The following is a 12,360-nucleotide window of genomic DNA, read 5'->3' as shown; positions in this document are numbered from 1 at the left end:
GATGACCGAGCAGAGCACCCGCACCCCGCTGATGGCGGGCAACTGGAAGATGAACCTCAACCACCTCGAGGCCATCGCGCACGTCCAGAAGCTCGCCTTCGCGCTCACCGACAAGGACTACGACGCGGTCGAGGTCGCCGTCCTGGTGCCGTACACCGACCTGCGGTCCGTGCAGACGCTGGTCGACGGCGACAAGCTGAAGATCAAGTACGGCGCCCAGGACCTGTCCGCGCAGGACTCCGGCGCCTACACCGGCGAGATCTCCGGCTCGATGCTGTCCAAGCTGAAGTGCGCCTACGTGGCGATCGGCCACTCCGAGCGCCGTCAGTACCACGGCGAGGACGAGGCGGTCGTCAACGCCAAGGTCAAGGCCGCCTACCGGCACGGCCTCACCCCGATCCTGTGCGTCGGCGAGGGCCTGGACATCCGCAAGGCCGGCGAGCAGGTCCCGTACACCCTCGCGCAGCTCGACGGCGCCCTCAAGGACATCACCGCCGAGCAGGCCGCCACCATCGTGATCGCCTACGAGCCGGTCTGGGCGATCGGCACCGGCGAGGTGGCCACGCCCGAGGACGCCCAGGAGGTCTGCGGGGCGATCCGCGGCCGGCTGGCCGAGCTGTACGACCAGGAGCTGGCCGACGCGGTGCGGATCCAGTACGGCGGCTCGGTGAAGTCCGGGAACGTCGCCGCGATCATGGCGCAGCCGGACGTGGACGGCGCCCTGGTGGGCGGCGCCGCGCTGGACGCGGAGGAATTCGTCAGGATCGTGCGCTTCCGCGACCAGTGAGCCGGGGCCGGGAGCCGCGGGGCCGCCCGGCACAGGGCTGAGCGGCCGGGCAGTGGGCCGCGGGGCCCTTCACGAAGTACCCTGTCGGGGCCGGACCGGCGTGACCGCGCCGTCCGGCCCCGCGCCGTTGTCATGTAGTCGAGAGAGTTGGTCCAGCCGTGGTCATCGGGTTCTCCATCGCCCTCATCATTTTCAGCCTGCTGCTTCTGCTGCTCGTGCTGATGCACAAGGGGAAGGGCGGCGGCCTGTCGGACATGTTCGGCGGTGGCATGCAGTCCTCCGTCGGCGGCTCCTCGGTGGCCGAGCGCAACCTCGACCGGATCACCGTTGTGGTCGGTCTGCTGTGGTTCGCCTGCATTGTCACGCTTGGTCTGGTGATGAAGTACAAGAACTAGCCCGCGGCCGTGCCCGTCCGTGCGCGTTCCTGGTCCGGTGTTCGACTCCCGCGCATCCAGGGAGAACTGACGCCTCGTCGCCACCCCGGCTTACTATGGGGGAACGTCCTCGGGGGACAGGTCGAGCGCCTGCCACTGGACGGCACGTAAGGTCTCCGTAAACTGGCGACCTCGCAGCACCATCACGCAGGGAGTTACGACCGTGGCAAGTGGCAACGCGATCCGTGGAAGTCGGGTCGGAGCGGGGCCGATGGGAGAGGCCGAGCGCGGCGAGTCCGCGCCCCGTCTCCGCATCTCCTTCTGGTGCTCGAACGGGCACGAGACCCAGCCGAGTTTCGCCAGCGACGCGCAGATCCCGGAGACCTGGGACTGCCCGCGCTGCGGTTTCCCGGCGGGGCAGGACGAGGAGAATCCGCCGGCGCCGCCGCGTACCGAGCCCTACAAGACGCACCTCGCCTATGTGCGGGAGCGGCGCAGTGCCGCCGACGGCGAGGCGATCCTCGCGGAGGCGCTGGCCAAGCTCCGCGGCGAGATCTAGCAGACGATCCGGACCAGGCGCGACCGGGTACGGCCCTCGGCTGCCGGGCGGGCTCAGGCAACTGAGCCCGCCCGGCAGCCGAGGGCTTTCGCGTGGCGCGGCGGACCGCCGTCCGCCTCAGCGGCGGCGTGGGCGGGCCGTGTGGGCGTCCGCGATGTGCGCCGTCAACGCGATGGAGGCCGTCGCCCGTTCGTAGGTGAGTTGCGCGACGCGCGCGTACAGACAGTCCACGATCAGCAGCACCGAGTGGCGGGTGCCGAAATTGCCGTGCCGGAAGCTGGTCTCGCCCGAGGACGAGGTGAGGCGTACGTCGGCGGCCTGCGCGATGGGCGAGCGCGGGTCGCCGGTGACGGCCACGGTGGCGGCGCCGCGCTCCGCGGCCAGCCGCAGCGGCTCCAGCACCTCGCGGGTGGCGCCCGAGTGCGAGACGGCCAGCACCGCGTCGGAGGGCGTCAGCAGGGCCGCGGAGGTCTCCGCCGCGTGCACCTCGGTCCTGGCGTGCGCCGCGCAGCCGATGCCGAACAGCCGGGCCTCCGCCTCCCGGGCCACGATGCCCGAGCCGCCGACGCCGTACACATCGATCCTGCGGGCCCTGGCGAGCGCCTGCGCGGCCCGTTCCAGCGCCTCGCGGTCCAGCCGGTCCGCGGTCTGCCGCAGCGCCCGCAGGTCCGCCTCCGCCACGACCCCGATGACCTGGTCCAGATCGTCCTCGGGCCCGATCTGCGGCCCCAGCGCCGCGGCCGGCGGCTCCGCCCCGGCGCGGCCCTGCTCCTGCGCCAGCTCGATCAGCAGGTGCTGGTACGAATCCAGCCCGAGCGCCCGGCAGAAGCGGGTGACGGTGGCCTGTGAGGTGCCGGTGCGCCGGCCCAGCTCGGCCGCGGAGCCGTGCGTCGCCGCGACCGGGTCGGCCAGCACCAGCTCGCCGACCTTGCGCAGGGAACCGGACATCCGGGGCAGTTCGGTGCGGATCAACGCGGTGATCATGGTGACTCGTCTCGGCTGGACGGTTGGCGTTCGGCAGGGCTTGCTTCCGGGTGAATCTATCAACCACCATTCGTGGCGATGAGTGAAATCTACAGCCGACCGCTCGTGATCGGCATCGACGCGGGCGGCACGCGCAGCCGCGCGACTCTGGCGGAGGCGGCGCCCGAGGACCCCACCGGCCGGGATGACGCGGCCGAGGTCGTGGTGCTCGGCCGCGGCACCGGCGGTCCCGGCAACGCGCTGAGCGTCGGCCGCACCGACCTCACCCGGCATCTGACGGAGGCCGTCACCGAGGCGGTGCCCGAACCGCTGCGCGGGCGCGTCGCCGCGGTCTTCGGCGGCTTCGCGGGCGCCGCGGTCGGGCTCGGCCCCGAGCGCGGCCACGGGCTGGCGCTGTCCTGCCTGGAGGACGCGCTCGCCGCTGCCGGGATCACGGCCGCCGCGGTCGGCGTCGGCGGCGACACCGAGGTCGCGCTCGCCTCGGCGCCGGGCGCGCCCGCCGACGGTCTGGTGCTGATCGCCGGCACCGGGGCCATCGCCACCCGGCTGACCGGCAGGCGCCGCTCGGCCGTGGTGGACGGCCACGGCTGGCTGCTCGGCGACGAGGGCAGCGGCTTCTGGCTCGGCAACCGCGCGGTGCGCGCGGCCCTCGAAGCGCTCGACGGCCGCGGCCCCTGGACCACCCTGGTCGACCGTGTCGCCGCGCACTTCCTGCCGCCGGGCCTGTACGGGGGGAGCGGTCCGTACGGGCGGCCGGACCCGTACGACAGGGCGGCGGACGGCGAGGCCCGCGCCCGGCTCAGCGAGGCCATGGTGACCAGCGCCTACGCCCATCCGCCGACCCGGCTCGCCCGGCTCAGCCGGGAGGCCGTCGCGGCGGCGGAGGAGGGCGACGCGGTCGCCCTGGGACTGCTCGACGGGGCGGCCGACCTGCTGGCGGGCACGGTCCGCGCCCTGGCGCCGCGGCCGGGCGAGCCCCTCGTCCTCACCGGCGGGCTGCTCGGGCCGGGCGGCCCGCTGCTCGGCCGGGTCGTCGGCCGGCTCGACGGGCTCGGCCTGCGGGTCTTCCCGGTGGCGGACGGCGGCCCTGGCGCCGCGGCGCTGGCGCGGCTGATGCTGTGAGGCGCCCGGCCGGGCCCGGGGGCTCTTGACGGCAGCGCGAGCGTTGGTTCATTGTTTCATCGGAACGGCGTGATGATGGTTGATCGAGCCAGATCGACGCTGGGTCACGCCGGACCCTTCCACCGAACCCACCATCCCACCAAGGGGGGCTCCGGCCATGGCCGAAGCACAGCTCAGCGCCGCACGGTTCGCCGACGAGGGGCGCGCCGCCGTCGAGCGGGCCATCGCGGCCAACAAGGACTCCGTCGGCGCGGCGGGCCGGCTGTTCGCCGACAGCGTGGCCGCGAACGGCGTGATCCACGGCTTCGGGACCGGGCACTCGCAGGCGACCGTCCTGGAGATCGTCGGCCGGGCCGGCGGCCTCATCCCGACCAACCGGATCGGCCTCGCCGACCTGGTGCTGCGCGGCGGCGAGGACCGGTCCGTCCTGGACGACCCGCTGCTGGAGCGCTCACCGGGCCTGGCACGGCGGCTGTACGACCTCGCGGGACCGCAGCCGCAGGACCTGTTCGTGATCGTGTCCAACTCCGGGGTGAACAACTCCGTGGTGGACATGGCCCTCCAGGTCAAGGAGGCCGGGCACAAGCTGGTCGCGCTCACCTCGCTGACCCACACCCGCGCCGTGCCGGCCCTGCACCCCAGCGGCAAGCGCCTGGCCGACATCGCCGACGCGGTGCTCGACAACTGCGCCCCGGCCGGCGACGCCCTGCTCCCGCTGCCCGACGGCGGCGCGCTGTGCGGCGTCTCGACGATCACCTCCGCGCTGCTGGTGCAGATGGTCGTCGCCGAGGCCGTCGGCCTGCTCACCGCCGAGGGCAAGGAGGCGCCGGTCTACATCTCGGCGAATCTGCCCGGCGGCTTCGAGCGCAACGCGGTCCTGGAGGAGCGCTACGCCGGCCGGCTGCACCGCGGCGGCTTCTGACCCGGCCCCGACCGGCATTCCCCCTGGTCAACGCGATTGTCAGTGGCGGCCGTTACGGTCCTCGGAAGTGATCACCACGGTGATCGGACACCGGGAGAACCGGCCAGGGGGAGCCATGTCCGTCGACGCGACCGAGCCGTCCGCGCTCGCCGAAACCGCCGCGCTGCCCTGGCGCGGCGGCTTCGGACGGCTGTGGAGCGCCGCGGTCGTCTCCCGCTTCGGCGACGGCCTGCGCGGCGCCGCACTGCCGCTGCTCGCCACCTCCCTGACCACGAATCCGCTGCTGATCTCCCTGGTCACCGCCGCGGGCTATCTGCCGTGGACCGTCTTCGGGCTGCTCGGCGGCGCCGTCGCCGACCGGGTCGACCAGCGCCGCGCGATGCGCTCGGTGGACGCCGTACGCGCCCTGCTCACCGGCGCGTTCGCGCTCACCGTGGCGCTCGGGCACGCGAGCATCACGCTGCTGCTCGTCCTCGCCTTCGCGCTCACCACGCTCCAGACCCTCTTCGACAACGCGGCCACCGCCCTGCTGCCCGCCGTCGTGCCCACCACCGTCCTCGGCCGGGCCAACTCCCGCCTGATGACCGGCCAGACCATCGCGAGCGCCTTCATCGCCGCGCCCCTGGTGGCGGCGCTGCTCGCGCTGTCCGCCGGCGCCCCCTTCGCGGTGGACGCCGCCAGCTTCGCCGTCGCCGCGGCCCTGGTCGCCTCGCTGCCGATACCCGTACGGGAGCGCCCGCCGCGACCGGCGGGCCGCACCCTGCGCCGCGACATGGCCGAGGGCCTGCGGACGCTGTGGCGGGACCGCGTGCTGCGGTCGCTGTGCGCGGCCAACACCACCGCCAACATCGGCGTCGGCGCCCTGGTGGCCACCCTCGTCCTCCAGGTGACCGGCTGGCTGCACGCCGGGCACGGCGGCTTCGCCGCCGTCATCACCGCCTACGGCATCGGCAGCGTGCTCGGCGGCGCCGTCGCCGGACGGCTCGGCCGGTGGCTGGGCACCGCCCGGGCGCTCGCCGCGGGACTGCTGGTGCAGACCGGCTGCCTGGCCGTCCTCGGCAGCGTGCGGTCGCTGCCCGCCGCGATCACCGTGATGGCCGTATTCGGCGCCCTCGGCATGGTATGGAACGTGAGCGAGGTGACACTGCTCCAGGAACGCACCCCCATGGCCCTGCTGGGCCGGGTCAGCGCCGCCAACCGCACCCTGTCGGTGGCCGGTGCCCCACTGGGCGCGCTGCTCGGCGGGGCCGCCGCCTCCGCCTGGGGGCTGAACGCCCCGGCGCTGGTCGCCGCCGCATTGTTCACCTGCGCGTCGGGTGCGCTGATACCCGCCCTCGTCTCGTTCCGGCGCGTCATCAATTAGCGTGGGGCGTGCAGCGAGGACGAGGAGAAGTGGACTGATGTCCGAGACGAACACGCAGGGCCCGAAGGCTCTCGACCAGCGTCCTGAATGGCACGCGCTCGCCAAGCACCGCGAGGAGCTGGCAGACGCGCACCTGCGGGATCTGTTCGCGGCGGACCCCGGGCGGGGCGGCCGCTACACCCTCCAGGTGGGGGACCTCCACCTGGACTACTCCAAGCATCTGGTGACGGACGAGACGCTGCGGCTGCTGCGCGAACTGGCCGCGGCGACGGGCGTGTTCGAGCTGCGCGACGCGATGTTCCGCGGCGAGCGGATCAATGTCACCGAGGACCGGGCTGTGCTGCACACCGCGCTGCGCGCCCCGCGCTCCGCGGTGATCGAGCTGGACGGCCAGGACGTCGTACCGGCCGTGCACGCCGTGCTCAACAAGATGCAGGTGTTCGCCGACCGCATCCGCTCCGGCGAGTGGACCGGCCACACCGGCAAGCGGATCAAGAACATCGTCAACATCGGCATCGGCGGCTCCGACCTCGGCCCCGCGATGGCCTACGAGGTGCTGCGCGCCTGGACCGACCGCGATCTGACGGTCCGCTTCGTGTCCAACGTGGACGGCGCCGACCTGCACGAGGCGGTCCGCGACCTGGACGCCGCCGAGACGCTGTTCATCATCGCCTCCAAGACCTTCACCACCATCGAGACCATCACCAACGCGACCTCCGCCCGCAATTGGCTGCTCACCGAGCTGCGCGCGGACGAGTCGGCGGTCGCCAAGCACTTCGTGGCGCTGTCCACCAACGCCGAGAAGGTCGCCGACTTCGGCATCGACACCCAGAACATGTTCGAGTTCTGGGACTGGGTCGGCGGCCGCTACTCCTACGACTCGGCCATCGGCCTGTCCCTGATGCTGGCCATCGGCCCGGACCGGTTCCGCGAGATGCTCGCCGGATTCCACCTGGTCGACGAGCACTTCAGGACCGCCCCGCCGGAGGAGAACGTCCCGCTGCTGCTCGGCCTGCTCGGCGTCTGGTACGGCGGCTTCCACGACGCGCAGTCGCACGCCGTGCTGCCGTACAGCCACTACCTGAGCAAGTTCACCGCCTACCTCCAGCAGCTCGACATGGAGTCCAACGGCAAGTCCGTGGACCGCCAGGGCAACCCGGTCGGTTGGCAGACAGGACCGGTCGTCTGGGGCACCCCGGGCACCAACGGGCAGCACGCGTACTACCAGTTGCTGCACCAGGGCACCAAGCTGATCCCCGCGGACTTCATCGGCTTCGCGCGGCCGGTCGACGAACTCGGGCCGCTGGCTGCCCAGCACGACCTGCTGATGGCCAACTTCTTCGCCCAGACGCAGGCGCTGGCCTTCGGCAAGACCCCGGACGAGGTCCGCGCCGAAGGGGTCGCCGAGGAACTGGTCCCGCACAAGACGTTCCGCGGCAACCACCCGACGACCACCATCCTCGCGAACGAGCTGAGCCCGTCCGTGCTCGGCCAGCTCATCGCCCTCTACGAGCACAAGGTGTTCGTCCAGGGCGCGGTCTGGAACATCGACTCCTTCGACCAGTGGGGCGTCGAGCTGGGCAAGGTCCTCGCCAAGCGGATCGAGCCCGCGCTCGCCGAGGGCAGCGCCGTACCGGGCCTGGACACCTCCACCACGGCCCTGGTCGCCAAGTACCGCGAGCTGCGCGGCCGCTGAGGCACCCGGACGACGGGAAGGGGCCGGAAGGACGTCACGTCCTTCCGGCCCCTTCCCGTCGCTTCGCGGCCTACGACGAGGCCGGAGGATAGAGCTGCGGCGGCAGCTTGGCCGCCGCGGCCCGGTCCAGCAGCCACAGCGTGCGGGCCCGCCCGTGGGCGCCCGAGGCGGGCGCCTGGACCTCGCCCGGGGCCGACAGCGCCAGGGCGACCGCAGAAGCCTTGTCCTCGCCCGCCGCGAGCAGCCACACCTCGCGCGCCGCCCGGATCGCCGGCAGCGTCAGCGAGATCCGGGTCGGCGGCGGCTTCGGCGCGCCGTGCACCCCGATCACCGTCCGCTCCGTCTCCCGCACCCCGGGATGCTCGGGGAAGAGCGACGCCACATGCGTGTCGGGCCCCACCCCCAGCATCAGCACGTCGAAGGCCGGCACCCGGGCCCGGTCCTCGGGCCCCGCCGCCGCGGCCAGCTCCGCCGCGTAGGCGTCGGCCGCCGCGCCGGCGTCCGCGTACGGCCCGTCCGAGGCGGCCATGGCGTGCACCCGCTTCGGATCGACCGGCACCGCGTCCAGCAGCTCCGCGCGCGCCTGGGTGACATTGCGCTCCGCGTCGCCCTCCGGCAGGAAACGCTCGTCGCCCCACCACAGGTCCAGGTGCGCCCAGTCGACCGCGTCCCGCGCCGGGGACGCGGCCAGGGCGGCGAGCAGCGCGTTGCCGTTGCGCCCGCCGGTCAGCACCACCGAGGCGCTGCCGCGCGCGGCCTGGGCGTCGACCACCTTGGTGATCAGCCGGGCCGCCGCGGCCTGCGCCATCAGCTCCTTGTCGCGGTGCACGACCACCTGCGGCGTGCTCACTTCGCGTTCGCCGCCTTCTTGGCCGCCGCGGCCTTCTTCGCGGGCGTCGCCGGCGCCTTGTCCGCGGGCTTGACGGTGCCGTCGGGCTTGACCGTCTCCGCCCCGCCGGGGTTGCTGATCAGGTGCTTGACGCCGAACTGCACCGTGGAACGGTAAATGTCGTCCGGGTCCAGCCTGCGCAGTTCCTCGGCGATCAGCTCCGAGGTCTCCCGCCGCTTGAGCGCCACGTGCCGGTCCGGCTGGCCGGGCATCGCCAGCTCGGCGAGCCGCCCGTCCGCCCGGTCCAGGCAGATGTCGCCGTCCGCGGTGGACAGCCGGGTCGCGGTGATCCCGGGCCCGTCGGAGACCCGGCGCTCCACCGGAACGCCCAGCCGGTCGGCCAGCCACAGCGCGAGCAGCTCGGTGCTCGGGTTGTACGCCTCGCCGTCGACGACCGCCTCGGTGATCTTCGAGTGCTTCTGGTCCAGGGCCGCGGCGAGCATCGAGCGCCACGGCGTGATCCGGGTCCAGGCCAGGTCGGTGTCACCGGGGGAGTAGCTCTCGGCGCGGTGGCCGAGCGCCGCCACCGGGTCCTCGGCCGCCGAGGAGTCGGTGATCCGGCGCTGGGCGAGCCGGCCCAGCGGGTCCTCCGCCGCGTTGGGCGGGGCGTCGTCCGGCCACCAGACCACCACGGGGGCGTCCGGCAGCAGCAGCGGCAGCACCACCGACTCGGCGTGGTTGGCCAGTTCGCCGTGCAGCCGCAGCATCACCGTCTCGCCGGTGCCCGCCTCGGAGCCGACCAGCACCTCCGCGTCGAGCCGGGCCATCGCCCGGTCCCGCGGGGAGCGGCCGGGCCGCTTGACGACGACCAGGATCCGCGACGGGTGCTCCTTGGACGCCTCGGTGGCGGCCTTGAGCGAGTCGTACGCGCTGCCCTCGTCGGTGACGATGACCAGGGTCAGCACCATCCCGACCGCGGGGGTGCCGATCGCCCGCCGGGCCTGGATCAGCCCGGCGTTGATCTTGGATGACGTGGTGTCCGTGAGATCGATCTTCATGGCCGGCGCCAGCTCCTGCCGTCTCGTGCGAGCATCTCGTCCGCCTCGGCCGGTCCCCAGGTCCCGGACGCGTACTGGGCGGGCTTGCCGTGCTTGTCCCAGTACTCCTCGATCGGGTCGAGGATGGTCCAGGAGATCTCGACCTCCTGGTGACGCGGGAAGAGGTTGGCGTCGCCGAGCAGCACATCCAGGATGAGCCGCTCGTACGCCTCGGGGCTGGACTCGGTGAAGGACTCGCCGTACGCGAAGTCCATCGTCACGTCCCTGACCTCGGTCGAGGTGCCGGGCACCTTGGAACCGAACCGCACCGTCACGCCCTCGTCCGGCTGCACCCGGATGACCAGGGCGTTCTGCCCCAGCTCCTCGGTCGCCCCGGACTCGAACGGCAGGTACGGCGCCCGCTTGAAGACCACCGCGATCTCGGTGACCCGGCGGCCCAGCCGCTTGCCGGTGCGCAGGTAGAACGGCACACCCGCCCAGCGCCGGTTGTTGATCTCCAGCTTGACGGCCGCGTAGGTGTCGGTCTTGGACTTGGGGTCGATGCCGTCCTCCTCCAGGTACCCGAGCACCTCCTCGCCGCCCTGCCAGGCGTGCGCGTACTGGCCGCGCACGGTGTTCTTGCCGAGGTCGTCGGGGAGCACGACGGCGCTGAGCACCTTCAGCTTCTCCGCGGTGAGCGCCTTGGGGTGGAAGGAGCCGGGCTCCTCCATCGCGGTCAGCGCCAGCAGTTGCAGCAGGTGGTTCTGGATCACGTCGCGCGCGGCGCCGATGCCGTCGTAGTACCCGGCGCGGCCGCCGATGCCGATGTCCTCGGCCATGGTGATCTGCACGTGGTCGACGTACGACCGGTTCCAGATCGGCTCGTACATCGTGTTCGCGAAGCGCAGCGCCAGGATGTTCTGGACGGTCTCCTTGCCCAGGTAGTGGTCGATCCTGAAGACCTCGTTGGGCGGGAAGACCTCGTGCACGATCTGGTTGAGCTGCTGCGCGCTGGCCAGGTCGTGGCCGAACGGCTTCTCGATGACCGCGCGCCGCCAGGAGTCCCCGGTGCCCTCGGACAGCCCGTGCTTCTTGAGCTGCTGCACCACATTGGGGAAGAACTTCGGCGGCACCGACAGGTAGAAGGCGAAGTTGCCGCCCGTACCGCGCGCCTTGTCCAGCTCCTCGATGGTCGCCTTCAGCGTCTCGAAGGCGGTGTCGTCGTCGAAGTCGCCCTGCACGAAGCGGCAGCCCTCGGCGAGCTGCTGCCACACCTCCTCACGGAAAGGGGTGCGGGCGTGCTCCTTGACCGCGTCGTGGACCTCCTGCGCGAAGTCCTCGTTCTCCCACTGCCTGCGGGCGAAGCCGACCAGGGCGAAGCCCGGCGGCAGCAGGCCGCGGTTGGCCAGGTCGTACACGGCCGGCATCAGCTTCTTGCGGGACAGGTCGCCCGTCACACCGAAGATGACCAGACCTGACGGCCCCGCGATGCGCGGCAGCCGCCGGTCCAGTGGGTCCCGGAGCGGGTTGCCTTCCGGCGATGTCTGCGTCGACAACTCAGACCTCCGAGGGGGCGAGCCGCTCGAGTTCCGCCTTGGTGGAGTCCAGCAGCTCGTTCCAGGCCGCGGCGAACTTCTCCACGCCCTCGTCCTCCAGTTGCTGCACCACGTCGTCGTACGAGATGCCGAGCGCCGCGATGGCGTCCAGCTCCGCCTTGGCCTGCTCGTACGTGCCGTGCACGGTGTCGCCGGTCACCTCGCCGTGGTCGGCGGTGGCGTCGAGGGTGGCCTCCGGCATGGTGTTGACCGTGTTCGGCGCGACCAGCTCGGTGACGTACAGCGTGTCGGGGTAGGCCGGGTCCTTGACGCCGGTCGACGCCCACAGCGGACGCTGCTTGTTGGCCCCGGCCTTCTCCAGCGCCAGCCAGCGCTCGGAGCCGAAGACCTCTTCGTACGCCTGGTAGGCCAGCCGCGCGTTGGCGACGGCCGCCTTGCCCTTGAGCGCCTTGGCCTCGTCGGAGCCCAGCTTCTCCAGCCGCTTGTCGATCTCGGTGTCCACCCGGGACACGAAGAAGGACGCCACCGAGTGGATCTGCGACAGGTCGAGGCCGGCGGCCTTGGCCTTCTCCAGGCCGGAGAGGTAGGCGTCCATCACACCGCGGTAGCGCTCCAGCGAGAAGATCAGCGTCACATTGACGCTGATGCCCTTGCCGATGACCTCGGTGATCGCGGGCAGCCCGGCGGGCGTGGCCGGGATCTTGATCAGCGTGTTCGGCCGGTCCACCAGCCAGGCCAGCTGCTTGGCCTCGGCGACGGTGGCCCTGGTGTTGTTGGCGAGCCGCGGGTCGACCTCGATGGAGACCCGGCCGTCCTGTCCGTCGGTCGCGTCGAAGACCGGGCGCAGGATGTCGGCCGCGTCCCGTACGTCGGCGGTGGTGATCATCCGGATCGCCTCGTCGACGGTGAGTTTGCGGGCCGCGAGGTCCGCGAGCTGCTGGTCGTAGCCGTCGCCCTGCGAGATCGCCTTCTGGAAGATCGACGGGTTGGTGGTGACACCCACCACATGCTGCTGGTCGATGAGTTCGGCCAGGTTCCCGGACGTGATCCGCTTGCGCGAGAGGTCGTCCAGCCAGATCGCGACGCCTTCGTCGGAGAGGCGCTTGAGTGCGTCTGTCATGAGAATTGCAT

At 72.2% G+C, this 12,360-nt stretch carries 12 protein-coding genes; 7 read left to right on the top strand and 5 right to left on the bottom strand.

Annotated features, from left to right (window positions below; all coding sequences use genetic code 11):
* The first annotated feature begins 1 nt into the window (after position 1).
* The 3 genes from tpiA (at position 2) to BM076_RS17160 (ending at position 1,720) form a co-directional block, all read left to right on the top strand.
* Positions 2 to 787, top strand: a complete 786-nt coding sequence (tpiA, locus tag BM076_RS17170) for a triose-phosphate isomerase (protein ID WP_093714437.1) — start codon at positions 2 to 4, stop codon at positions 785 to 787.
* Between the two features lie 158 nt (positions 788 to 945).
* Positions 946 to 1,182 carry a preprotein translocase subunit SecG gene (gene secG, locus BM076_RS17165; RefSeq protein ID WP_093714436.1) on the top strand — a complete coding sequence of 79 codons (237 nt, stop codon included), beginning with the start codon at positions 946 to 948 and terminating at the stop codon, positions 1,180 to 1,182.
* 202 nt (positions 1,183 to 1,384) lie between these two features.
* Positions 1,385 to 1,720: an RNA polymerase-binding protein RbpA gene (locus BM076_RS17160; protein ID WP_073497103.1), complete on the top strand. Its 336-nt coding sequence runs from the start codon at positions 1,385 to 1,387 to the stop codon at positions 1,718 to 1,720.
* A gap of 117 nt (positions 1,721 to 1,837) precedes the next feature.
* Here BM076_RS17160 and BM076_RS17155 read toward each other — a convergent pair whose 3' ends face one another.
* A complete protein-coding gene (locus BM076_RS17155; protein WP_093714435.1) occupies positions 1,838 to 2,704 on the bottom strand; it encodes a MurR/RpiR family transcriptional regulator in 867 nt (288 codons plus the stop codon).
* 78 nt (positions 2,705 to 2,782) lie between these two features.
* Here BM076_RS17155 and BM076_RS17150 point away from each other — a divergent pair, with 78 nt between their 5' ends.
* The 4 genes from BM076_RS17150 (at position 2,783) to pgi (ending at position 7,807) form a co-directional block, all read left to right on the top strand.
* On the top strand, positions 2,783 to 3,826 hold the full coding sequence (locus tag BM076_RS17150) for an N-acetylglucosamine kinase (RefSeq protein ID WP_093714434.1): 1,044 nt from the start codon (positions 2,783 to 2,785) through the stop codon (positions 3,824 to 3,826).
* 157 nt (positions 3,827 to 3,983) lie between these two features.
* On the top strand, positions 3,984 to 4,748 hold the full coding sequence (locus BM076_RS17145; RefSeq protein ID WP_093714433.1) for a sugar isomerase domain-containing protein: 765 nt from the start codon (positions 3,984 to 3,986) through the stop codon (positions 4,746 to 4,748).
* A gap of 115 nt (positions 4,749 to 4,863) precedes the next feature.
* Complete coding sequence (locus tag BM076_RS17140) at positions 4,864 to 6,111, top strand: MFS transporter (protein ID WP_093714432.1); 1,248 nt, start codon at positions 4,864 to 4,866, stop codon at positions 6,109 to 6,111.
* Between the two features lie 37 nt (positions 6,112 to 6,148).
* Positions 6,149 to 7,807, top strand: a complete 1,659-nt coding sequence (gene pgi / locus BM076_RS17135; RefSeq protein WP_093714431.1) for a glucose-6-phosphate isomerase — start codon at positions 6,149 to 6,151, stop codon at positions 7,805 to 7,807.
* A gap of 70 nt (positions 7,808 to 7,877) precedes the next feature.
* Here pgi and pgl read toward each other — a convergent pair whose 3' ends face one another.
* From pgl to tal, 4 genes are read right to left on the bottom strand one after another with little or no spacing between them, the layout of a single operon-like run.
* Positions 7,878 to 8,615 carry a 6-phosphogluconolactonase gene (gene pgl / locus BM076_RS17130; protein ID WP_245796121.1) on the bottom strand — a complete coding sequence of 246 codons (738 nt, stop codon included), beginning with the start codon at positions 8,613 to 8,615 and terminating at the stop codon, positions 7,878 to 7,880.
* 38 nt (positions 8,616 to 8,653) lie between these two features.
* Positions 8,654 to 9,694 (bottom strand): glucose-6-phosphate dehydrogenase assembly protein OpcA, encoded by a 1,041-nt coding sequence (opcA, locus tag BM076_RS17125; RefSeq protein ID WP_093714429.1) that lies wholly within the window; start codon positions 9,692 to 9,694, stop codon positions 8,654 to 8,656.
* A complete protein-coding gene (gene zwf, locus BM076_RS17120; RefSeq protein ID WP_093714428.1) occupies positions 9,691 to 11,229 on the bottom strand; it encodes a glucose-6-phosphate dehydrogenase in 1,539 nt (512 codons plus the stop codon). Before zwf ends, opcA begins: the two co-directional genes overlap by 4 nt.
* 1 nt (position 11,230) lies before the next feature.
* Positions 11,231 to 12,349 carry a transaldolase gene (gene tal / locus BM076_RS17115; protein ID WP_093714427.1) on the bottom strand — a complete coding sequence of 373 codons (1,119 nt, stop codon included), beginning with the start codon at positions 12,347 to 12,349 and terminating at the stop codon, positions 11,231 to 11,233.
* Positions 12,350 to 12,360: the final 11 nt, after the last annotated feature.

It is taken from the genome of Actinacidiphila alni, from assembly GCF_900112845.1.
Lineage (GTDB): Bacteria > Actinomycetota > Actinomycetes > Streptomycetales > Streptomycetaceae > Actinacidiphila > Actinacidiphila alni.
Note: the sequence above shows the minus strand (reverse complement) of the source record. Positions and strands in the feature narration are given on the sequence as shown.